Annotated in this window: 9 protein-coding genes and 1 pseudogene; 3 read left to right on the forward strand and 7 right to left on the reverse strand. The window is 68.2% G+C overall.

Translation table 11 applies throughout. The features are described from left to right. Nucleotides 1–3 precede the first annotated feature (3 nt). From HL666_RS22610 to HL666_RS22635, 6 genes are read right to left on the reverse strand one after another with little or no spacing between them, the layout of a single operon-like run. On the reverse strand, nt 4–1,101 hold the full coding sequence (locus tag HL666_RS22610) for a patatin-like phospholipase family protein (protein ID WP_172183721.1): 1,098 nt from the start codon (nt 1,099–1,101) through the stop codon (nt 4–6). After that, nucleotides 1,098–5,096: a non-ribosomal peptide synthetase gene (locus HL666_RS22615; protein WP_172183723.1), complete on the reverse strand. Its 3,999-nt coding sequence runs from the start codon at nt 5,094–5,096 to the stop codon at nt 1,098–1,100. The genes HL666_RS22610 and HL666_RS22615 overlap by 4 nt, the downstream gene beginning before the upstream one ends. Continuing rightward, complete coding sequence (locus HL666_RS22620; protein ID WP_172183725.1) at nt 5,093–9,601, reverse strand: type I polyketide synthase; 4,509 nt, start codon at nt 9,599–9,601, stop codon at nt 5,093–5,095. The genes HL666_RS22615 and HL666_RS22620 overlap by 4 nt, the downstream gene beginning before the upstream one ends. Beyond that, nucleotides 9,598–12,906 carry a non-ribosomal peptide synthetase gene (locus HL666_RS22625; RefSeq protein WP_172183727.1) on the reverse strand — a complete coding sequence of 1,103 codons (3,309 nt, stop codon included), beginning with the start codon at nt 12,904–12,906 and terminating at the stop codon, nt 9,598–9,600. The genes HL666_RS22620 and HL666_RS22625 overlap by 4 nt, the downstream gene beginning before the upstream one ends. Continuing rightward, complete coding sequence (locus tag HL666_RS22630) at nt 12,903–17,297, reverse strand: type I polyketide synthase (RefSeq protein WP_172183729.1); 4,395 nt, start codon at nt 17,295–17,297, stop codon at nt 12,903–12,905. Before HL666_RS22630 ends, HL666_RS22625 begins: the two co-directional genes overlap by 4 nt. Then, the gene (locus HL666_RS22635; RefSeq protein ID WP_246741609.1) at nt 17,294–18,658 is read right to left on the reverse strand and encodes an MFS transporter; all 1,365 of its coding nucleotides are present in this window, start codon (nt 18,656–18,658) and stop codon (nt 17,294–17,296) included. Before HL666_RS22635 ends, HL666_RS22630 begins: the two co-directional genes overlap by 4 nt. 277 nt (nt 18,659–18,935) lie before the next feature. Here HL666_RS22635 and HL666_RS22640 point away from each other — a divergent pair, with 277 nt between their 5' ends. Further along, nucleotides 18,936–19,589, forward strand: a complete 654-nt coding sequence (locus HL666_RS22640; RefSeq protein ID WP_172115254.1) for a 4'-phosphopantetheinyl transferase family protein — start codon at nt 18,936–18,938, stop codon at nt 19,587–19,589. Between the two features lie 39 nt (nt 19,590–19,628). On the opposite strand, the gene HL666_RS22645 is transcribed toward HL666_RS22640, so the two are convergent. Continuing rightward, nucleotides 19,629–20,405, reverse strand: coding sequence for a GntR family transcriptional regulator (locus HL666_RS22645; RefSeq protein WP_172183954.1), 777 nt, complete (start codon nt 20,403–20,405; stop codon nt 19,629–19,631). A 66-nt stretch (nt 20,406–20,471) separates the two neighbouring features. Here HL666_RS22645 and HL666_RS22650 point away from each other — a divergent pair. Then, a pseudogene (locus tag HL666_RS22650) lies at nt 20,472–21,787 on the forward strand (M20 family metallopeptidase). Next, complete coding sequence (locus HL666_RS22655) at nt 21,787–23,334, forward strand: ABC transporter substrate-binding protein (protein ID WP_172183731.1); 1,548 nt, start codon at nt 21,787–21,789, stop codon at nt 23,332–23,334. Before HL666_RS22650 ends, HL666_RS22655 begins: the two are co-directional and overlap by 1 nt. Nucleotides 23,335–23,344 lie beyond the last annotated feature (10 nt).

Raw genomic sequence — 23,344 nt, forward strand, 5'->3', positions numbered from 1 at the left:
CGCTCACGCTCCAGGCTCCAGCGTCGTATCGGGCTGCAGCGCGGGCGTGATCACGTCGCGGCCCTCCGGGCCCGGTGGAACGTCGCCGATCCAGCCCTGGACGTGCAGCCATTGGCAGATCTCGTCGACCGCGGCCTCGACGTCGGTATGGGCAAGCGCGTCCTCGATGACCTTGCGCGTTTGGCCGACGTCGAACGGATGCGGTGCTGCATTGAAATAGGGATCGATGCGCTTGAAATTGGTGCCTAGCAGTTGAGCGCATTGATATTCGATGATGGCACCGCCGCCGCGGATGGCGAGCCGCACCAGCAGCATCGGCTCCTTCGGCGACAGCAGCCATTGGCCATAGCCCCAGTCGGCGATGCCGTCGACGATCTCAGGCTTCACCGACAGCGGCTTGCGGCCACAGCCGACGGAGAGCACGCTGACGCTCTCGACGTCGATCGGCTGACCGGCCGCCCGGCGCTGCTCGAACACGGCCGACACGGCGCACATCGACGGATTGTTGGCAACCAGCCCGCCATCGAGATAGCCGATGTCGCCGCCGGCGATGCTCGCGAAGATCGGGCTGATCACGGGAATGTTGCTGGTGCGCAGAGCGACGTCGACCACGCGCTCGTCGGGCGAATAATCGAGGATGCCGGGAATGTTGTGGAACAGCCGCGGTCGCCATTGGCGTTGCCGCTCTCCGGCGTGCTCGTGATGTAGCTGGAATGCCGGTACGACGACACGGCGCTTGAGGTCGCCCAGCCGCGTGTCGGCACCGAAATAGCTGACCAGGAAATCGATCATGCGTTGGCGGTCGTCGAACGCCTTGGCGCCGACGAAGCCGGCGACGAGGCGGGTCGGCTTGAAGGTGAAGGTGGTGTCGAGGATATGCTCCCAGAACCCGAGTGCGCCCTCGATGCCGTGATCGGGATCCTCATGGGCAGCGAGGAACAGCGCATTCAGTCCGCCGGCAGACGTGCCGGCAATGATGTCGGCGCTGTCGAGAAAATGGCCGCCATGCCGGCCGATGCGGTCCGCCGTGCGTCGCAGCACCTCGGCCGTGACATAGCCGCTGATGCCGCCGTCCATGGCGAGGATGCGCTGATGGGTCATGGCTGCACTCCATCGCGTGTGGCAAGGCCGTTCATGATCGCGTCAGCAAGGGCCGCAACTGATTTGCGTCCGAGCAAGGTCAGATGGGCCGCGCGCACGACGCGGATTTCGGGCGCTCGCGTCAAATGCGGACAGATTGTTTCGACCAGTGGATCGCCAGCAGCGATGGCGCCGTCCGTGCTGGCCCGGACGATCAGCGTCGGTCCGCCATAGGCGCCGGGTGCGTAGTCCAGCCAGGCGCGGCTGAGCGCCGCGAAGCAGGGCCAGCGTCGCATCAGCTCACGGGCGAGGCCGATCACCACCCGCGCGGTGCCGGTGTTGCGGTCGCCGGCGAGCCGCGCCAGATCGGTGATGTCGGCAGGTGATCGCGGGACGCTGCGCAGCAATTCGCGGCCGAGCCCGACGACTAGGGCGCCGATGCGCACCGGACCGCGCGTGGCGCCCCGCCATGGCAGGCCGGCATCGATCAGCACCAGTTGCACGGGCTCGCCCGCGGCCTCCAATTGCCGGGCCATCTCGAAGGCGATGGCGCCGCCGAGCGACCAGCCGCCGATGCGATAAGGACCGCGCGGCGCCACCTGGCGGACGAGCGCGACATAGCTGGCTGCGAGACGCGTGAGGTCGTGCGCCTGCTCGGCCTTCGGCGCCTCGAGGCCGAACACCGGCCAGTCCCGCGGCAACGCGTCGGCCAGCGCGCCGTAGCCCAGCGACGTGCCGATCGCCGGATGGACCAGGAACAGGGGAGCTGCGTTGCCCTCGCGCCGGAACGGCAGCATATGATCCGGCAGGCCGGGTGCATCGTCGTCCCACGCCAGCGTGCGGGCGATCTGCGCGATGCTCGATCCAGCAAACAGGGTCGCCAGAGCCAGCTCGCGGCCGGTCACGCGCTGCAACCGGTCCCGCAACGTCAACAGCAGCAGCGAGTGGCCGCCGAGCGTGAAGAAGTCGGCGTCGCGATCGAGCTCGGCGGCCTGCGCGGCATCGCGCCCGAGCACGCCGGCCACGATGCCTGCGACCTGCATCTCGACCTCGCCGGCTGGCGCCGCGCGGCGCGGCGCCGAGCCGGCTCCGGGCAGAGCCACGAGCGTCGACAGATCGAGCTTTCCGTGGCGTGTACGCGGCATCGCCGGCACGGCGACGATGCGGTCCGGAACCATGTAGCCGGGGAGGCGCTGGCGGAGAAACTCCGCAAGCTCAGCGCCATCGAGCTTTGCGGACTCACGCGGGGCGGCGAAGGCGACGAGACATCCATCACGCATCGTCACGGCGGCCTCTGTGACATCCGGATGCCGTGCGAGCGCAGCCTCGATCTCGGCCGGCTCGATGCGGTAACCGCGCAATTTCAACTGCTGGTCGGTTCGGCCAAGAAAGGCTATTTGTCCATCGAGCTGGAGACGACCGCGATCGCCGGTGAGATAGAAGCGCTCGCCGGGCGCAAGCCGCAGGTCGGTGCGGAAACGCGCCGCCGTCGCTTGGGCATCGCCGAGATAGCCGCGCGCAAGGCCGACGCCGCCGATCGCAATCTCGCCCGCAATGCCGCTCGGCAGCGCCGCGCCCTTGGCGTCGACCACCGCCACCCGATGACCGCGGATCGGCCGGCCGATCGTCGGTGCCGCATCGCTCTCGACGCGCGCGATGGTGCTCCAGACCGTCGTTTCGGTCGGGCCGTAGGCGTTGAACAGCTGCACGGCGTTCGCCCACGCGCCGAGGCCGGCAGGACAGGTCTCGCCCGCGACCACGACCGCGGCAAGGGACGGATGATCGGCGGGGCGCAGATGGCTGAGCAGCGTTGGCGGCAGCGTGACATGCGTCGCGCTGCCGTCGCGGATGCGTGCGGTGACGGAGAGCCGGTCGACCGTGTCACCCTGGTCGGGCAGCAGCAGGGTGGCGCCATGGCCCAGGGCCATCACGACCTCGAAGATGAAGGCATCGAAGCTGATTGCGGCGAACTGCAGCACGCGCGCCGTCCGGCCATCAGGGATGATGTCGTCGGCTTGCGCATCGGCGAGGTTGGAGAGACCGCCATGCTCGACCATGACACCTTTCGGGCGCCCGGTGCTACCTGAGGTGTAGATGAGATAGGCGAGCTGGTTCGTACCCGGCAGGGGCAGCGAGCGCGGCATGGCGTTCGCCAATAGCTCGGCGACGGAAGCCTGTGGCACATCGACCGCAAGCGGCTGCGCCGCCGATGCGGTCGTCAGCAGCAGCGCCGGCCGCGCATCCGCGAGCAGCTCGGCGATGCGCGCCGGCGGCAGATCGTGCGCGAGCGGAAGATAGCAGCGACCGCTGCGCCAGATCGCCAGCAGCGCAATGATCAGTGCTGGGGAGGATGGCCCGAGCACCGCGACGACCGTGCCTTCCGGTGTGCGCTCGGCAAGGGCAGCAGCGAGCGTCTCGACACGTGTCTCGAGCTCGCGATAGCCGATCTGCTCGCCGCGGCAGATCAGGGCCGGGTGACCCGGGCGCGCCGCTGCATGATGTGCGAAGCGCTCGGGGAGGCTCACATAAGGCGATGCAGGTACGCCCGTGGACTGCGCCGAGAGTGCTTCTCGCTCGGCAGACGTCGTCAGAGCGAGGTCGGCGACGGCCGTTGCCGGCCGCGTCACGGCGCTCGTCAGCAACGCGCGAAAGCGCGCCGCAAAGGCCTCCATGCTCTCGCGTGAGAACAGGCTCGCCGCGTAGGTCAGCACGCCGCGCCAGCCACCGGCGCCGTCGGGAAATAAATGCAGCTCGAGATCGAAACGCGTGGCCTTGTAGTCAGCCGACAGGATCGTGACCATGCTGTCGCCGAGCCGGCCCGTGGCCGGGAAATCCGGCTGCACCGACAGCGCCACCTGCACCAGCGGATTGCGCGAGGGATCGCGCGGCGGATTGACGGACTCGACCAGCCGGTCGAACGGCGTGAGCGCATGATCGAGCGCCGCCATCGCCGTGCGATGCGTCTGCTTGACGAGCTCGGCGAAGCTGCGCTCCGGATCGAGCCGCTGGCGCATCACCAGCGTGTTGACGAAGAAGCCGATCAAGGGCTCCAACTCGGGACGCTGGCGATTGGCGGTGACCGAGCCGATCGCGAGATCCTGCTCGCCGGTGTAGCGGTGGAGCAGGGCGGCGAAGGCGGCGAGAAACACGGCGAAGGCTGATGTGCCGTGCTGGCGCGCCAGGGCATCGACCAGCCGGCCATGCTGCGGCGGGATCGTCACCGCGACGGCATCGCCCGAGTGGCTCTGCTGCGGCGGTCGCGGCCAATCGGTCGGGAGCTCCGTGACCGGCAGGCCGGCCAGCGTCTGGCGCCACCATTCCAGCGCGCCGGCAAGGCGTTCGTCATCGCAGGCTTCGTGATAAGCGAGATCGGCGTAATCGATCGCCAGCGGCGGCAGCCTCTCGCCACGATAGAGCGCATCAAGGTCGCGCAGCAGCACGCCGACGCTCCAGCCGTCGGTAACGATGTGATGGAGATTGAGCAGCAACGCGTGGTCGCGCTCGCCGAGCTTGACGAGTTCGGCCGCGATGAGCGGCGCGCGGGTGAGATCGAACCGGTGCTGGGCGTGCCGGACCACGGCAAGGTTCAGCCGCTCCTCGCGTTCCTCAGGGCCCAGCTGCGACAGGTCGTTATGTGCGAGCCTGACATCGACGCTCGGCGAAATCAGTTGGAACGGTTCGCCGTCGCGTTCGCCGAACGAGGTTCGCAGCACCGCATGGCGGGCCACCAGCGCGCGCAGCGCAATCTCCAGGCGTTCGGTATCGAGCGGCCCGGTGAGCCGCAACGGCAGCGGCGAGTTATAGGCGTAGTCGCCCGGCGACAGTCTGTCGAGGAACCAAAGCCGGCGCTGTGCGGCCGTCAGCGGCGCGGTGCCGCCCGCCGTCGGCAGCACCTTGCCGATGGGCGCGAGCGTCGCCTCGGAGACGCGCGCAGTCGCAAGCTGCGCATTCAGCGCCGCCCGTTGTGCCGGCGAGAGCTGCCGCAGCCGCTCGGCGATCTCTGCTGCCGCGGTCATGAGGCCAGCGCCTCCGGCATGCTGCCGCCCGCGAGCTGATCCAGGCCGTCGAGCAGCCTGGTCAAGGTCGCCGTGTCGGTCGTCTCAGTCAGGGCTTGGCCCATGTGGAGCGCCATGCCTGCGACGGTCGGCGCGGCGAAGAAGGTCTTCAGCGACAGGCGGACGCCGAACTGATCGGTGACGCGCGCCAGCAGTTGCACCGCGCGCAGCGAATGACCGCCGAGATCGAAGAAGTTGTCGTCGGCGCCGACCTTGTCGATCCCGAGCAACTGGCCCCACAACGTGGCAAGGCGGCACTCGATCTCGCCCTCCGGCGCGCGGTAGGCGGTGCGGCGCTGCGCGGCGTGCGGCTGTGGCGCAGCCGCCGTCTCGGCGCTCTCACGCGCAATCCAGATCTGGCGGCGCCGCGCGAGGTCACCGCGGGTGACGACGAACTGCTCGGCGTCGCCCTGCAGGATGATGCGCAGGATCGCGGTGAGGCTTTCCGACGGGCGCATCGCGAACGCATCCATGCTGGTAGCGGCGCCTCCCGCAAGCTCATCGTCGCGGGTCAGCCAGCGGTCCCAATTGGTGCTGATCCAGTCCGTCGTGCCTTGCCGGCTGCGGAGCGCCGCGGCCGCATCCAGCACCTGGTTGGCAGCCGAGTACGCGGCGAAGCCGAGGCCGCCGAGAATGGCGGCGTTCGACGACAGCAGCACGACGAAGCGCGGCGGCGCCGTGCATGCGGCGACGGCGGCGTCGAGGCCATCCAGCCCGGCGAGCTTGGGAGAAAATTGCGCGGCCGCATCCTCCGGCGTCAGCTGGAGGATGGGGCTGATCAGAGCGGTGCCGCTGGTCACCGCGGCCGCATGGATGATCCCGGCGACCGGACCATGCGTGCGTTCGAGGGCGATCATGGCTTGCGCCATGGCTGCGGGATCGGCGACGTCGGCTGCCACGACATCGATGGAAAGGCCTTCGCTGCGCCACCGACGCAGCGTAGCGACGCGCTCGGCATGCCGGGCATCACAAGCGCTCCAGCGGCTTTCGTCCGGAAATCCGGGCCGCACGATCAGCGCGACGCGGACGCCGAACTGGCGCGCCAGATGGTCCGCGAGCAGCCGGCCGACACGGCCGAGGCCGCCCGTGATCACCACGAGATCGCCGGAAGCGATGTTGCGGATCAGCGCTGCATCGGAGCCGAGTTGCGCCGGCGTGTAGTCCCTCAGCCAGCGTCGGCGCCCGCGCAGGGCCACGACAGGCTCAGGGCGGACGGCGCTGATCTCGCGCAGCAGGCCATTGACGGCAATCTGCGGCGATCCACGGCGGTCGAGGTCGACGACGCTGACTTCGCAGCCCGGGAATTCCTGCGGCAGGACCTGGGCCACCCCGAGCAACGTCGGACGCGCTGCGATCAGTTCGTCCTGGGGGTCGACGAGCACGGCATCGCGCACGCCGATCACGATGCGCGCGGGCGGCGCATGTCCCGCGGTCGCGCAAGCCTGCATCAAGGCGACGATCGTCATGAAGCCGTTGCCGACCTCGGCGTCGGCTCCGCTATCGGCACCTGCACTCCAGAGATGAACGGCGAGTGCAGGTGCGACGCCGGCTGCGACGAGGAGCAGATTGAGGTCCTCGGCCGAGCCGGGACGAATTTGGAAACGATCCTGATCGTCGATCGCAAAGCCGTCGCCGGCGGTGACGCAAAGCACCGGATCGTGCCCGGCCTTGCGCAGCCCGGTGATCACGTCGGCAGACATGACGCTGCCGTCGTCGAACACGAGCGCCGCACCCGAGACGGCGCCGGGTCGCGGTGCCGGCGGCAGCGCCCGGCGCCAGGCAGGCAGATAGAACCACTCGTCGATCGGCTTGTCCGTTGCCGCGCCGCGGCGCTCGCCAGGTGCGGGCGCGTCGATCCACAGCCGGTTGCGTGCGAACGGATAGGTCGGCAGTGGCACGCGGACGCCGTCCGGGACGCCTGCGGTTGCGGAGAGATCGACGTCGACGCCCGCGCACCACAGCCGGGCGGCGGCGGTCAGCAGCACGGCCTTGTCATCGTCATCGACGCCGGCTTTGCGCAACGACGTCACCCGGTGGTGGTTCGCGCCGTAGGCGGGATGCTGCGCGGCCAGCATCGTGCAGGCCTCGCCCGGGCCGCATTCGATCAGGACGAGGTCAGGCTCGCGCAGCAGCACTGCCAATGCACGATCGAAGCGGACCGTGCGGCGCAGATGCGCGATCCAGTAGTCGGGCGTGAGCTCGCCTGGCCGAAGCCAATCGCCCGAAAGACTCGAGATCATCGGGCACGACGGTGCGCGCTGCGGCACCTCGGCAAAGCCGGCGGCGAAGGCGGGCATCACGCCGTCGATCGCGCGCGAGTGACCGCCGACATTGAGGACAAGGCGCTGGGTGCGAATGCCGTGCGCCTCCAGCTTGCGCTCCAACTGGCCGATGTCGGCCGCGGGGCCGGAGAGCGTGCACAAGGCCGGGCCATTGATCGCAGCAAGGTCGATCTCGGGCCCCGCCAGCGCCATCGCCGTATCGCTTGGAGCCATCACCGCCAGCATCGCGCCGGCCGCACTTGCCTCCTGGAGTGCCGAGCGCAAGGCGACGATACGGGAGGCCTCGGCCAGCGTGAACACGCCGGCGAGCGTCGCGGCAGCATATTCCCCGAGACTGTGGCCGAGCATGATGTCGGGCGTCACGCCGCGCGATTGCCACAGCCGCCCCAGCGCATAGGACACCGCGAACGTCGCGGGCAGCGCGACGCGGGCGCCGCGGTCGGCCGGGGTGTCCGCGGCGCCGCGGATCAGCGGCAGCACGTTGACGCCGGCAACGTCGAGATGCGCGGCGACATCGAGCAGCGCGTCACGGAACGCCGGCTCCTGGTCGAGCAGTCCGCGCGCCATGCCGGGATAGGCGACGCCGCCGCCCGGAAACAGGAACGCGCATTTCGGCCGCGCCAGCGCGCGGGCGCCGACGCGGCGTCCGCCTCGGCCCGATAGCGTCGCGGCGGCCTCGTCCGCATCACGCGCGATGATGGCGCTGCGCTGATCATGAGCCGTACGTCCGACCTGCTGCGTATAAGCGGCGTCGGCGAGCGTGACCTCACTGCCGGCCAGACGACCGGCGAGCGCCGCGCCCAGTCGCTCGACACCGGCCTCGTCGCGGGCGGAGAATGGCAGCACGCGCCAGCTTCCGTCTTGTCCGGCGTTTCGCGGCGCGGTGAAGCTCTCGACCACGATATGAGCGTTGGTGCCGCCGATGCCGAAGGCGCTGACACCGGCGCGACGGACTGCGTCGCTCCAGGGCTTGGAGTCCGTCGCGAGATAGAACGGGCTGGAGGCGAAGTTGATCGCCGGGTTGGGCGTGTTGATGTTGATGGTGGGCGGGATGACGCCGTCGCGCACCGCGCAGACCGCCTTGATCAATCCGGCGACGCCGGCGGCGGCGTCGAGATGGCCGACATTGCCCTTGAGGCTGCCCAGCGCGCAGAAGCCATTCCGCTGCGTGGTCTCGCGGAACGCCTGCGTCAACGCGCTGACCTCGATCGGATCGCCGAGCCGCGTTCCGGTGCCGTGCGCCTCGATCAGTCCGATCTCATCGGCGGTGATGCCGGCGAGCTGCTGCGCCAGCAGCACCGCCTCGGCCTGTCCCTCGACGCTCGGCGCGGTAAAGCTCATCTTGCGGCCGCCATCATTGTTGATGGCGCTGCCGCGGATGACGGCATGGATGACGTCGCCGTCGGCCAGCGCTTCCGAGAGCCGCTTCAGCACGACCATCGCGGCCGCATTGCCGGGCACGATGCCATCGCCCGCTGCGTCAAACGGACGGCAATGGCCGTCGCCGGAGAGCACCGACCCCTCCTGGTGCAGATAGCCGCCGGTGAGCGGCAGGCTCACGGTCACGCCGCCCGCCAGCGCGGTGTCGCATTCGAACGCGAGCAGGGCGCGGCAGGCCATGTGCACGGCGACAAGCGAGGTCGAGCATCCCGTCTGCACGTCGACAGCGGGGCCGTGCAGATCGAGCTTGAATGCCAGCCGTGTCGCAAGAAAATCCTTCTCGTTGCCGATGAAGATCTGGTCGTCGCCCTCGGCCGCGCGCGGATTGTCGGTGAGGTTCGATAGCCAGTAGCCGGCGCGGGCGGCGCCCGCGAAGACGCCGGTCCAGCCGGCGATGCCGCCCTTGCGATAGCCGGCGCTCTCGAGCGCGGCATGGCCGACCTCGAGCAGCAGCCGATGCTGCGGATCCATCAGCATGGCCTCGCGCGGCGAATAGCCGAAGAAGCCGTGATCGAAGCAGTCGGCGTCCTCGAGCACGGCCTTGGCGCGGACATAATCGGGCCGGGAGGATAGTGACGCGGGAACTCCGGCTTTAGAGAGATCCTCGTCGCTCAGTGCGCGCACCGATTCGATGCCGGCCTGCAGATTGCGCCAGAAGGTCTCGACGTCGGGCGCGCCGGGGAAGCGCCCGGCCATGCCGATGACTGCGATCGCCTCACGCTCGGTCGAAGGGCTCTCTGTCATCGCAGGCCCTCTCCACGCATGCGCTGGGCCCGACCGCGAACGCTGCTCGCGGCACCGATACCAGCCGGCTGCGCGGCGGAGTTGATATGGCGCGCCAGCGCAGCGACGGTCGGAAACTGAAACAGGTCGGCGATTGCGAGCGGCACCGCGAATTGGCTGGTCATCCTGTCGAAGGCTTCCACCACCAGCAGCGAATTGCCGCCGAGCTCGAAGAAGGTGCTGTCGCAATCGACATCGTCGCGGCGGAGCACGGTGCGCCAGATCGCGGCGATCGCCTGTTCGGTCGGGCTGCGTGGGACGGACTGGCTCTGCGCCGGCGGCGCGAATGGACGGCCGAGCACAGCCAGCGCGGCGCGATCGATCTTGCCGTTGCCGGACAGCGGCAGCATGTCGAGCCGCAGGAAGCGGGTGGGCATCATGTAATCGGGCAGCCGAGGCCGCAGCCAGTCGCGCATCGCGTGCAGCGTCAGAGAGGCCGACCGTGGGACGACATAGGCCGAGAGCTGGCCGCGGCCGGATTCATCCGGCTCGGCTGTCACGGCGCAGTCGGCGATGTCAGGATGGGCTGCCAGCACGACCTCGATCTCACCTGGCTCGACGCGGTAGCCGCGGATCTTGATCTGGTCGTCGCGCCGGCCGAGGAAGGTGAGGCGTCCGTCGCGGTTCAGCTTGACGAGATCACCGGTGCGGTACATGCGCGCCCGGTCATGCGCACTGAACGGATCGGCCACGAAGCGTCTGGCGGACGGCTCATCCGTGCCGAGATAGCCATCGGCGACCTGCATGCCGCCAATGCAGAGCTCGCCCGCCATCCCGAAGGGTTGCAGGCGGTCCTGTGCATCGAGCACGTAAAGCCGATTGCCGGGCAAGGCGCGTCCCGCCGCAGGCAAATTCGGCCAGCGGAAGGCGTCGCCGTCGAGTACCTCTTCGGTTACGACATGGGTCTCTGCGGGGCCGTATTGGTTGATCAGCCGCAGGCCGGGATGCCGGACGAACAGGGCGCGGACTTCGTCCGTCATTTGGGGCTGCTCGCCCGCGGTGATGATCTCACGGAGGCATTCCAGACGTTGGTTCGAACTCGCCGCGCCGCGCGCGAGCAGGGCGATCAGGGCAAATGGCAGGAACACCCGCTCGATCCGCTGCCGTGCGATCAGCCTTGCCAATTGCTGCGGATCACGCCGTTCTGCCGCGGTAGCCGGGATCAGCGTGCCGCCGGTCAGCAGCGTAAACAGCACCTCCTGGATCGCAACGTCGAAGCCGACAGCCGACGACTGCAGGGTCCGCATCGGCTCCGCATGTTTGGCGCGTTGTGCGGCCATCAGGTTCGCGAAGGCGCCGACGGGCATGCGGATGCCCTTTGGTACCCCGGTCGATCCTGAGGTGAAGACGATATAGAGCGGCGCATCGCTGCGCGTCGCCCGCGCCGGAATCGCCCCGGAGCCCAGGTCGGCCATCAGTTCGTCGATGGTCGCCCGTTCGGCGCCGATCTCCGCGCTGTCATCGGGCTCGTTCGCACACAACACCAGCACCGCACCAGCCAGTGTGATCTGCTGCGCCAGGCGCAAGGGCGGCAGGTCCGGATCGATGGGAGCAAAGGTGAAGCCGAAGCGGGCGCAAGCCAGCATTGCACAGACGAGATCGCGGCCGCGCGGCAGCAGCAACGCGATCACGTCTCCCGCCGCAAGACCGCGTGCATGCAGTGCTGATCCGACCCGGTCGGCACGATCGAACAGCTGATCGTAGGTGAGGTCCGGACCGGACTCATCGCGATAAGCGCATTGTCCGGCGAAGTCGACGCGCGCCTGCGTGAGCAGCGCGCCGAGATCGACTTCCGAAGCCGGGCCGCCATCGCCGGCAGCGATGATGTCGGCCTGCGCTGCCGCATCGAGCAAAGAATGGCCGGCGAGCGGCAGGTCCGGCGCGGCCATCGCGGCTGTGAGCCAGGCCTTCAGCATCGCGACCAGGCCCGTCATCGTCTCCAGGTCGAACAGGTCGCTGTTGTAGAACAGGCTGCCGGTGAGACCGGCGTCGATGTCGCGCGCGCCGGTCCAGCTCTGCCGCCCATCCCACAGATGCAACTCGATGTCGAAGCGCGCGGCGGGCAGGCGATAGGGGAACGCGGCCGTCGAAAGTCCCTCCAGCTGAAGCGGCAGCATCGGCGCGTTCTGCAGTGCGAACAGCACCTGCACCAGCGGATTGCGGCTGGTGTCGCGCGGCAGATCGAGATCGTCGACGAGCTTCTCGAACGGCAGATCCTGATGCGCCTGGGCCCGGATCATCGCTTCGCTGGTACGTCGAACGAGATCGCGGAAACTCTTTGCGTCCTCGAGGTCGAGCCTGATCGCCAGCGTGTTGACGAAGAAGCCGATCAGGTTCTCGAGCGCAGGATCGGTGCGACCGGCGACCGGCGTGCCGATCGCAAAGTCGCTCTGTCCGGCGACACGACCGAGAACGGCGCGAAACGCGGCAAGCAGCACGCAATACAGCGTCGTCGACTGCTGTCGTGCCAGCTCGCGGGCTTCCGCGATCATCGTCGCATCGAGACTGAGATCGATCGCATCACCCCGCAGCCGCGCCAACGCCGGGCGCAGATAATCGAGCGGCAGGTCGAGCGCGGGGACGCCGCCCAGCGTCGTCGTCCAGAAACCGAGCAGGTCTTGAAGCCGTGTCCCGCTGAGCTCGGCGCGCTGCGCGGAACTGAAGCTCGCATAGTCCGTCTTGAGCGGCGCGAAGCTCGGGGCTTTCCCACGCCGGCGTGCGGCATAAGCCGCAGCGAGATCGCGATTGAAGACTGCAAGCGACCAGCCGTCGGCGCAGATGTGGTGCAGCACGATGACCAGGACGTGGCGCTGCGGCGCCAGCCGGATCAGCCGGGCGCGGATCACCGACGCGCGCAGGTCGAACGGAGACGCGACTTCGGCATCGACCAGCCTGCGGGCCTCGTTCTCGTCTGCCGCATCCACGACCGGGAGCGCGACGCGCATCGCGGGGCGCACCGTCTGCATGGGGTGTCCGTCGATCTCGGCGAAGACGGTGCGCAGCGGCGCATGCCGCGCGAGCAGATCGTTCAGCGCCTCGGTCAGAGCCGTGACGTCGAGCGGCCCGGACAGATCGAACGCGCCAGGGATGTTGTAGGCCGGGCTGCCCGGATTGAGCCGGTCGAGAAACCACAGCCGCTGCTGCGCAAACGACAGAGGATAGCTGTGCGGCTGGTCGTTGCGGCGGCTGAGCAGCTGCGCCAGCAGCGCGCGCTGCTCGGCGGCCGACATCGTCGCCAGATCGGTGGCCGGCCGCGCGGCGGTCATGTCGGTTGTCCCTCCGCCAGCAGCCGTTCGAGCAGTCGATTGACCTCTTCGCCCGACATGACCTCGACCATGCGACGCGCTTCCTCGCTCACCGGCCGGGCGAGCTCGCCTTTGGTGATCGCGGGCGCGGCCGATGCTGCGGTGGCCAGGCGGTCGAGCGCGGCGGCGAGCCGGACCGGTGTCGTGTGCTCGAACAGAAGATCGGGCGTGACCGGCAACGCGAAGCGCAGCCGCAGCCGTGACACGACCTGGATCGCCTGCAGCGAGTCGCCGCCGAGATCGAAGAAGTCCCCGTCATGAGGCAGGTCTGCGCGTCCGAGCACCTCGGCGAAGATGTCGCGGATGCCGCGCGCGCGGTCGGTCGCGTCATCGACGACACCGTCGTTGGAGGCCGTGGCATTGCCGGCCAGCGATGTCCATCGTGCAAGCCGTTCGTCGAGATCGCCGCCGCACACGACGACCTGGCCGGTCAGCCCTCCGGCGACGACGCGCTCAATGGCCTCGATCGCCTGCGGCGTCGAAAGTGCGTAGCGCGCCGATGCAACGTCGCCGGCATCGAGGCCCTCGGCCCAGGCGTCCCAGCACAGCGACGCCCATCGACCGTCGCGCTCGGCATGCGCGTCGAGCCAGGCATTCGCGGCCGCATAGGATGAAAAGCCGAGGCCGCCGAGCAGCGAGGCCAGCGACGACATCAGGATGCGAACGCTCAGGTCGCGTCGTCCGAGCACCGTTTCGAGCGCCTGCAATCCTGCGACTTTCGCCGCAAGCATGCGCGCGGACACGGCGTCATCAGTCGCCGGGACCGACGCGAAGGCACGAGTCTCGGCAGCCATGTGAATGACGCCGTCGAGCGGCCCGAAGCTGGCCTCCGCACGGGCGACGACGGCGGCAAGGGCGGTCGCATCAGTCACGTCGCATGCGAATGCCTGAGCCGCGCCGCCCGTGGCGGTGACGTCTCGGAGGCGACGATCGAGGTCATCCGGCAGCGAGCGGCCGAGCAGCGACAAGCGTGCGCCATGCCGGCGCGCGAGCTCGCGTGCCACCGTCAGGCCGAGCCGGCCGAGACCGCCGGTGACGAGATAGTGCCCGTCCAGCCTCGCGTCTTCACCGATCGGGCCGACCGGGCGGAAGCCGCGTTCGAGCACGCGGCCGCCACGTAGCGCGGAGACCGCCGGGCCCGGTGCGGCGCAGGCTGCAAGCAGCGCTGCATCGGTCACGTCATGTCCGACGTCGATGACGCGCACGGTGACGTTCGGCTGCTCCTGGCCGAGCACGGTGGCGGGCCCGAGCATCAGCGCGGCCTCTGGATCGGGGCGGTCGTCGTTATCGACCGCGAACACATTGCGTGCAGCGATGGTCAGGTCGACGCGCGCAGCGATGTTGGCGGCATCGAGTGCGGCGCCCATCCGCAGCAGCGACTCGTAGCCGTGTGCCCGCGCATGACCCTCCGCTTCTTGCAGAAGTGCCAGGTGGAGGATGCGATCGGGAGCCCCTTCGCGCAGACGTGCGACCAACTGGCCACGGTCGGCGGTCGCCGGGACATGCACCAGCCGTCCACCAGCGCGAGCGACGGCCGCAACGAGGGCGTCGTCGAGCCCGCTCGTTGTCGCGCCGACGACCCAGGTCGTGCCGCCGAGCGGACGCGCCACGCGCCGTGGCCGGCGCTCCCAGGTCGGTAGCAACAGCACGTCGCGCTGCTCCGGCCGCTCGGCTATGGTCGCCTGCGGGGGCGCCGCCGCAGCGAGGTCGGCGATCATGTCGACGGCGTAGCGCGTCGCGCGGAATGGATAGGGCGGCAGCGCCACCGGCCGGCGTTTGCGGCCGGCATTGAAGGCATGCCAATCCAGCTCGCAGCCTTGCACGTAGAGCTCGGCAACCGCTGTGTAGGTCTCTCGTGCGTCGTCGATGCTCGACGACGGCTGTGGCAGCGCCGCCACGATCTCGGTGTCGGGCGTGCGGGCGGGGTGGCGACGGGCGAAGCCGGCGAGGGTGCGTCCCGGCCCGATCTCGATCAGGATGTGCGGGCCTTCCGCCAGCACCGAGCTCAATCCGTCATGGAAACGCACCGGTGACAGCGCCTGGCCGATCCAGTAGGCGGGATCGCAGGCCTCCGTCGCACCCAGCCAGCGGCCATGGACGTTCGAGGCGATCGGCAGACGCGGAGCGGCCAGTGCGGTCCGTGCCAGCGCCGCGCGGAAAGCGTCCAGCGCAGGCGCCAGCAAATGCGAATGGAAGGCGCGGGTCGCGGGCAGACGTCGGGTCTGGACCCCCATGGACGTCCAGCGCGTCTCCTGCGCGGCGACTTCTCGCGGCGTGCCGGAGACGACACATTGCGCGGCGGTGTTGACCGCTGCCAGCCGGAGATCGGGCCCGAGGTCGCCGAGGGCGGCTTCGCTCAGGGCAACCGCGAGCATCGCGCCTTCGGGGCTCGCCTGCATCGCTTCGCCGCGCGCAACGACCAGCGCGAGCGCGGCGTCTTCCGTCATCACGCCGGCGACGCAGGCGGCCGTGATCTCGCCGACGCTGTGGCCGATCAGCCGGTCGGGCATCAGCCCCCACTGCATCAGCTGCAGGGCGAGCGCATACTCGATTACGAACAGTGCCGGCTGGGTCCAGCGGGTGTCGCCGAGCACGGCAGCACCGGCAGCGCCATCGGCGATGACGTTCCGGATATCCACGCCGGTAAGACGTAGGAGCGTTGTCGCGCAGCGGTCGATGGTGTCCTTGAACGATGGCTCGGTTCGAAGCAGGCCGGCTCCCATGCCGGCGAACTCCGCGCCTTGACCGGGAAACATGAAGCACAGCGGGCGCTTCGTTGCCCCGACGCGGCTGGCGATCACCGCCCCGCTGCCCGCGCATGCATCACGCGCTTCGCCGGCCGTTGTCGCGACGATCGCGCGCCGGCGCGCGAAATGGCGGCGCCGGGTCTGCAGCGTGAAGGCGACGTCGGCGATTTCGGGCGGCTGCGGCGCCAACAGCGCTTCGCCGAGCCGGCGGACCATGGCGTCGGCGACCTCGTCGTCATGGGCCGAGAGCGGCAGGATCAACGGACGTTCGTTCGCCGCCGCCGGCAGGTCCAACACAGGTGCCTCTTGCAGCACGGCATGGGCGTTGGTGCCACCGATGCCGAACGAACTCACGGCCGCCAGTCGCGCGCCGTCCGATGTCCACGCGTGCAGACGGTCGTTGACGACAAAGCGAGTGCGACCGAGCTCCAGCTTGGGATTGGCCGCACGATAATGCAGCGTCGGCGGAATTTCCCGGTGATGCAGAGCAAGCGCCGTCTTGATCAGTCCGGCGACGCCGGCGGCAGCCTTGAGGTGTCCGACATTGCTTTTCAGCGAGCCGATCCAGCAACGCGCCGCGCCCGGCGCGCCCGGGCCGAAGGCGTCGGCGAGCGCAGCGATCTCGATCGGATCGCCCATCACCGTGCCGGTGCCGTGCGCCTCGATGAAGCTGATCTCGGCGGCATCGACACCGGCCACCTTGCGAGCGAGCGTCACGACGTCGGCCTGGCCTTGGATGCTCGGCGCGGTGAAGCCGACCTTGCGGCCGCCGTCATTGTTGATGGCGGTTCCGCGGATCAAGGCATAGATGCGGTCGCCGGCCGCGATCGCGTCCTCGACCCGCTTCAGCGCGACGACGCCGACGCCATTGGAGGGCAGGGTGCCGGCCGCGTCGGCATCGAACGGACGACAGCAGCCGTCCGGCGATTCCACCGAGCCGTGCGCGAACGTGTAGCCCTCGACATTGGGCGTGCTGATCGACACGCCGCCGGCCAGCGCCAGGTCGGATTCGAAAGTCAGGAGCGATTGGCAGGCGAGATGGACGGCGACCAGGGAGGTCGAGCACGCGGTCTGCACCGTCAGGCTCGGTCCGCGCAGGTCGAGCTTGTAGGAGACGCGGGTGGCGAGGAAGTCGGGGCTGTTGCCGAAGAAGATCGGCGTCGACCTGGCGGCTTCGACGACATCGCGTGCGCGCGCGAGCAGCGCAGCCTGGTGGCTCTGCTCGGCCTCGCCGGCGAACACGCCGATCCAACCCTTGAACGTTGCGGGATCGCAGCCGGCATCCTCGAGCGCGTGCCAGCAGCTCTGCAGAAACCAACGGTGCTGCGGGTCGAGATAGGCGGCCTCGCGCGGCGGGATGCCGAAAAAATCTGCGTCGAAGCAGTCGCCCTCGTCGATCACCCCCTTGGCGGACACATAGTCGGGATGGTCCACGAGCGAGGCGGGGAGACCGGCTGCGACCAACTCCTCCCTCGACAGACGCCGGACCCCGTCGCGGCCATCCCGCAACAGCGACCAGAACGCGGCGATGTCGGCTGCGCCCGGGAAACGCCCGGCCATGCCGACGATCGCAATGCTGCCGGGCGGCACGGACGGCGACGTCATGTGGCGGCAGCCGCACGCGCGAGGGAGTTGCCGGCGAATGCGGCGGCAAAGCCGATCAGCGCACTCACGAACATAAGACTGAAGATCGGGGCATGCTCCGTGGTTTCGACGAAGCCGGCGGCTGCCGAGATCGCCGCCGCTAGCACCGTCATCAGGAACGTGACCAGCGCCGATGAGGTCGCGATATCGCGCGTCGCCTCCGTGAGCGCCGCCGACCGGCCGACCACGACCGCCATGCCGAGGCCGAAGGTGAAGGTGCCGGCCGAGAGCAGAATGAGGATCACCGACGGTTCGAACACGCTGGTCAGCCAGCCGATCGCAGCGCCGAGAACTGCCAGGATGCAGCCGACGAGGATGTTGGCGTGCAGCGAGAGCCATTGTCGCCGCAGCGACTCTCGCACCACGATCGATCCGATGATGAAGGGGAGGAAGGCCACGAAGGCGAGAATGCCGTAGGTATGCACCGAGACCTTGAGCTGATGCATGAACAGGAACGGCGCGCCGATGAAGAAGATGGTGAGCGCGCCGGTCAGACAGCCGATCATCGTGGCGTACAGCACCAGCCGGCGCTGTCCCAAGGCGATGCGGTAGCTCTCCAATGTCACGACCATATGCGGGCGCCTCCGATCCTCCTCGGCCGGTCGTGCCAATGTCTCCGGGCTGGCAAAGGCAAAGGGGCCGAGCGCGAGCACGACGGCCGCGAGCACCGCGAACAGGCCGCGCCAGCCCAGCGTTCCGACCAGCGACGTGCCGATGATCGGCGTCAGCGCCGAGGCGAGCGCCAGCGCGGTGCCGAGGCGGGCAAGGATCATCAAGGTCGCCTGGGCATCACGGCTGTCGCGGATCATCGCCTGGCCGACCGTCGGGAGGACGCCTGCGCCGACCGACAGAATGAAGATGCCGATGAAAACGCCTGCCACGACCGGCGCCAGCGCCGCGATCACGGCGCCAAGGGCGAGCAGCGCGACGCCGCCGATGAGCACGGGGCGCCGTCCGAAACGATCCGCCAGGGGCCCCACCAGGATCTGGACGGAGGCATAGCCGGTCAGAAAAACACTCATCAGCATCTGCGAGCGGCCAGCTGAAATTTCAAAGTAACGACCGATCTCCGGCAGCGCCGGAGCAAAAACGAAATTCGATAGCTGCGACATGACGATGGCTGCACCTGCCAGCGTCGGAATGAAGCGTGTATCGAGCTTGAGAGCTGCGCTCATTTGTCCGACGGAGTTGCCGCGCACCGAATCATGAGGACAGAATATCCGATTAGAAGACGCACCCTTGTGAACTATCGCATAAGTCGCACCATATAATTTGGTGCAAAGGCGAACAAGCGCGCCCCGGTGTTGTGCACAGCCGCGCAACTAAGCGAGTTGATTCCAGTCTAAGCGTTGCGGTGCGCGATCGGCATTGATGGTCTTCTGCCTCCGGCGCGGATCGCCGCGATGATCGATCATCCCGAGATCCGCAACACGCGACGGCGGCCGACATTGAGATCGATGCTCCGTGAGATTGACGGTGCGGGAGCACCGATTGGTATGTACAATCATGGGAGTTTAGGACGGCGCGGCCTGAGGCGGTCTTTGGTCAGACAGCGTCGAGGTCATCCAGGGCCGAGGCTTTCCGCATGCAGAGTTGTTGATGACGGCGATAGCAGATCTGTTTTCCGGCCCTGTCGGCGTCGAGACTTCCGCGCTTTCGACTGCGGATGGTGAGCTGTTTCCCGAGGAGCGTGCCTTCATCCAGGCCGCAGTGCCCAAACGGAGGGCAGAGTTCGCCACAGCCAGGATTTTGGCGCGACGGTCGCTTGCAGCATTCGGCGTGCCACCGGGCCCGCTCGTCCCGGGACCCGATCGGGCGCCGGTCTGGCCATCTGGCTTCACGGGGAGCATTTCCCACTGCGCCAACTACTGCGCCGTCGTCGTGGCACGGCGCCGCGACGTGACGTCTCTTGGCCTGGACGTGGAGGATGTGCGCGAGCTGGACGCGAGCTTGCAGGACCTGGTGCTTACGCCGGCGGAGCGGCAATGGATCGCTGCGCAGCCCTGGGCAATTCGGCCGGTGCTTCCGATCCTGATCTTCAGCGCCAAGGAAGCATACTATAAGTGTCAGTATCCGATCACGCGGGGCTTCCTCGATTTCCAGGACGTCGAGCTCGGGATCGAATGGGCGTCGGGCACCTTCGCGGCGCGCGTTCTCAAAACGGGATGGCCGGCAGCGGTCGCCCGCCTGTCGGGCCGGTTCGTTGTCGATCAGGACCGCGTCGCCTGCGGTGTGGCGCTGATGCCGCGCTGAAGACCGGCGCGGCGCGCGGTTCATCGTCAGCGCCGGGTCTCAGCGAATCTCGTTCGAGTAGTAGTGGCCGGCCGTCGTGGCGCGGTGTTGGCTAAGGATCGCCAGCGCCCCGGTCTGGTCGTAGGCCTCCTCGTTGATGACCAGTACCGCGCTTGGCGCGGACAGGTTGAGAAGCTTGCGGTCCTCCTTGGTTGCGACCTCCGCGGTGACCTTTTCACGCACGGCGGCGATCCGGATGCCGTAGGTCTCGAGCAAATGGCGATAGATCAGGGCGGGGACCTTCGTCGTCTCGCGCGGGAATTCAGGCACGCGGCTTGCGACCATCGAGATGCGCGAATGCAGCACAGGCGCGCCTGCGACGCGGCGGACGCGATGAAGGTGCAGCAGCGGCTCAGCTTCGGCGGCCGCGAACAGCGCGGCTTCGGCGGGCTCGGCGGCCCGTGTCGTCACCGACAGCACATCCGCCTCCGAGTGCAACAGGCTGCCATCCGCCCCCAACAGGCGGAAATACTGAAAGAAGAAGCTGAGACCATGCTGTGACGCTCGACCTGTGACGACAGTCCCTGTCTTGCGCCTGCGCATCAGCATGCCGCCGGCGGTGAGGTCGGCCAGTGCGCGGCGAATGGTGCCGACCGCGACGCCATACTGATGGGCGAGTGCGACCTCGCCGGGCAGCACCGTGCCGGGCGCAAGCTCGCCGATCAGGATCGCCTCCGCGATCTGCCGCTTGACGTGCTCGTATAGCGGCACGGGCAGGGCGCCGCTCCCTGCACCCACTCCGTCTGCCGCTTTGCTGGCCACAGCTGCCTTCTTCATGGAATTGACAAATGCCGCGTCGTGAATTCTATTTCTATATAGAATATAGGATTTGGCTTGCGGCAAATGATTTCTCAGGACAAGGCGGATCGGGGCGGGGTCAACCTGGCTCACGGCTTGGCGGCGATCGACCGGCTGTCCGCGACCGCCGTCCATGATCTGCAGAGGATGGTGGCGGTCGACACCAGCTTTCCGCCCGGCGCAGCTACGATGACTTTGCCGACCTGATGCATCAGATCGCCGCGCCGCTCGCGCTGGAGTGCGAGCGCATCATCGTTCCGGAGGAGCTGTGGCGAGCACCCGGCGCGTGCGGGCGACGCACCAATCTGATCGCGCGCCGCCGCTCCGGCAGGCCCGTTCTCGGTCTCTATTTTCATGTCGATACCGTGCCCGCTGCTCCCGGCTGGACCACCGATCCGCTGCAACTGACGTGCGAGGGTGATCGTCTCGTCGGCCTCGGTGCGGCCGACATGAAGGGATCGATCGCAGCGGCGCTGCTGGCACTGCGCGCCGCACAGCAGACCGGCCTGTCGCTTGCTTATGATCCGATGCTGCTGTTGTGCACCGACGAAGAAGCGGGGCTTTATCCCGGCGTGCGCTATCTGGCCGAGCAGGGTCGTCTCGAAGGGCACATCCTCAACTTCAACGGCAGCGCAATGCCGCGGATCTGGGCCGGCTGCTTCGGTCTGTTCACGCTCACGGTGCGCGTTCATGGCAAGCCGGCGCATGCGGGCGAGCAGCGCAGCGCCGGCGTCAACGCGATCGAAGCGGCGCTGCCGATCCTCAATGCAGTCGCTGCCTTGAAGCCGGTGATTGCCCAGCGCACGTCGGCACTGCCGCCGGCGCCGCAGGCGAGCGGGCCGCTCGCGGCGAGTCTCGACATTTCCGCCATTCACGGCGGCCAATGCGGCGGACAGATCCCGTCGCTGGTCGAGCTTCTGCTGTGCCGCCGCTATGCGCCGGAGGAGGATTTCATTGGCGCGCGCAGCGAGATCGAAACGGCGATCAAGCAGGCCGCGGGCTCCCTCGACGTCGAGATCATCCTCAGCGGACATCTGGCGCCGACCTCCGATCCCGGCGGACCGCATTGGCCGCGCTGGCAGCAGGCGCTGTCGCTCGGATTCGGCTATGCGCCTGATGACTTCGCACGCTGGGGCGCTTCCGGCTGCTCCGATTTCGGCTGGGTGCAGCAGGCCACCGGACTTCAAGAGGTGCTGCTCACCGGACTCGGCAAGCCCGACAGCTGTATCCATGCGCCGGGCGAATCGACGACCCTGACCGATATCGTCGCATTGGCGAAATCGTTGCTTGCTTATCTTTCAGCCGAGTTCTGTCCCGAACTCTCTCCCGAAGCCATGACGCTCAAGAAGGACTTCGCCTGATGCCGTCCGTCACCCGTCGCCATTTTCTCGCCGGCACCGCAGTCGCGCTTGCCTTGCCGCGTGTCTCGCTGGCTGCCGAGGCGCCGAAGCGTGGCGGCGTGCTGCGGATCTCGGTCGATCAGGGCGCGGCGGTCATTCATCCGCTGCTCGCGCGCGTCAATCCGGAATATCTCGTCACCGAGCTGCTCTATTCCAACCTCACCCGGTTGAAGCCGGACATGGCGGTGGAGCCCGATCTCGCGCTGTCGTGGGAAGCCGGCGCCGGGCTGACGGAGTGGACGTTCAAGTTGCGTCCGAACGTCAGTTTTCATGACGGTTCGCCGCTGACGGCCGAGGACGTCGTCGCGACCTTCAAGGCGATCCTCGATCCGAAGACCGCCTCGCCTGCGCGCACGAATGTCGGCCCGATCAAGGACGTTGCAGCGATCGATGCCACGACCGTGAGGTTCACGCTGACGGTCGCCTTCGCCGATTTCCCGGTTGCGCTCGCCTACACCAATGCGCGCATCGTCCCGGCGAAGGTGATCGCCGCCGATCTCGGCAGTCTCGCCACCAAGGCCAATGGTTCGGGGCCGTTCAAGCTCGTGTCCTACGAGCCGGACCGCAAGATCGTGGTCGAGCGCAATCCGGCCTATTACGATCCGGCGCGGCCCGCGCTCGATCGCGTTGAGATCCTGGTCTATCCCGATCGCACCGCCGAAGCCTCCGCGCTGATCTCGGGGGATATCGACCTGATGCTCTCGACCACACCCGGCGAGTATGAGCGACTGGGCAAGGCCACCGGCATCAAGGCGCTGCGGATTCCGTCGGGCCAGTTCCTCAACGTCAACATGGGCTGCGACCAGAAGCCGTTCAACGACGTCCGCGTGCGCCAGGCGTTGGCGCTGACCATCGATCGTGAGGCCATGGCGGGCTTCGTCGCCGGCGGCTACGGCACGCCCGGCAACGACACGCCGCTCAGCCCGGCCTACCGCTTCTACAGCGACAGCAAGCTGAAGAGGCCGGATATCGCCAGGGCGAAGCAGCTGCTGGCCGAGGCGGGCTATCCTTCCGGCATCGATCTGACGATGGTCGCCTCCGACAAGCCGGACACCCGCACGCAGCTCGGCGTCGCGATCCGGGAAATGGCGGCGCCCGCAGGCTTCCGCATCAACGTGCAGACGATGCCGCACGCGACCTATCTCGACCAGGTCTGGAAGAAGGGCAATTTCTACGTCGGCTTCTACAACATGCAGCCCACAGCGGATGCCATCTTCAAGCTGCTCTACACCTCGGATGCCGCCTGGAACGAAACGCGCTGGAACAATGCGCGCTTCGACGAGGTCGTCAATGCCGCGCGCAGCGAGACCGACGATGCCAACCGCGCCGCGCTCTACGCGCGGGCCCAGGCGATGATGAATGAGGAGGTACCGTCGGTGATCCCAGTGTTCTTCGACATCCTGGCGGCCCAGCGCGCCTATGTCGAGGGTTACACCTTGCATCCGCGCGGATCGGTGTTCCGGCTCGATCTCGTCTCGCTCGGCCCTGGCGCGCCCAAGCGCGCCTGAGACGGGATCG

The organism is Bradyrhizobium aeschynomenes, assembly GCF_013178945.1.
In the GTDB taxonomy this organism is placed as follows: Bacteria; Pseudomonadota; Alphaproteobacteria; order Rhizobiales; family Xanthobacteraceae; genus Bradyrhizobium; species Bradyrhizobium aeschynomenes.

Bases quoted from the DNA above. Each gene is read 5' to 3' on its own strand.
- HL666_RS22610 (WP_172183721.1), bottom strand. From the start codon at position 1,101: ATGACCCATCAGCGCATCCTCGCCATGGACGGCGGCATCAGCGGCTAT.
- HL666_RS22615 (WP_172183723.1), bottom strand. From the start codon at position 5,096: ATGACCGCGGCAGCAGAGATCGCCGAGCGGCTGCGGCAGCTCTCGCCG.
- HL666_RS22620 (WP_172183725.1), bottom strand. From the start codon at position 9,601: ATGACAGAGAGCCCTTCGACCGAGCGTGAGGCGATCGCAGTCATCGGC.
- HL666_RS22625 (WP_172183727.1), bottom strand. From the start codon at position 12,906: ATGACCGCCGCGCGGCCGGCCACCGATCTGGCGACGATGTCGGCCGCC.
- HL666_RS22630 (WP_172183729.1), bottom strand. From the start codon at position 17,297: ATGACGTCGCCGTCCGTGCCGCCCGGCAGCATTGCGATCGTCGGCATG.
- HL666_RS22640 (WP_172115254.1), top strand. From the start codon at position 18,936: ATGACGGCGATAGCAGATCTGTTTTCCGGCCCTGTCGGCGTCGAGACT.
- HL666_RS22645 (WP_172183954.1), bottom strand. From the start codon at position 20,405: ATGAAGAAGGCAGCTGTGGCCAGCAAAGCGGCAGACGGAGTGGGTGCA.
- HL666_RS22655 (WP_172183731.1), top strand. From the start codon at position 21,787: ATGCCGTCCGTCACCCGTCGCCATTTTCTCGCCGGCACCGCAGTCGCG.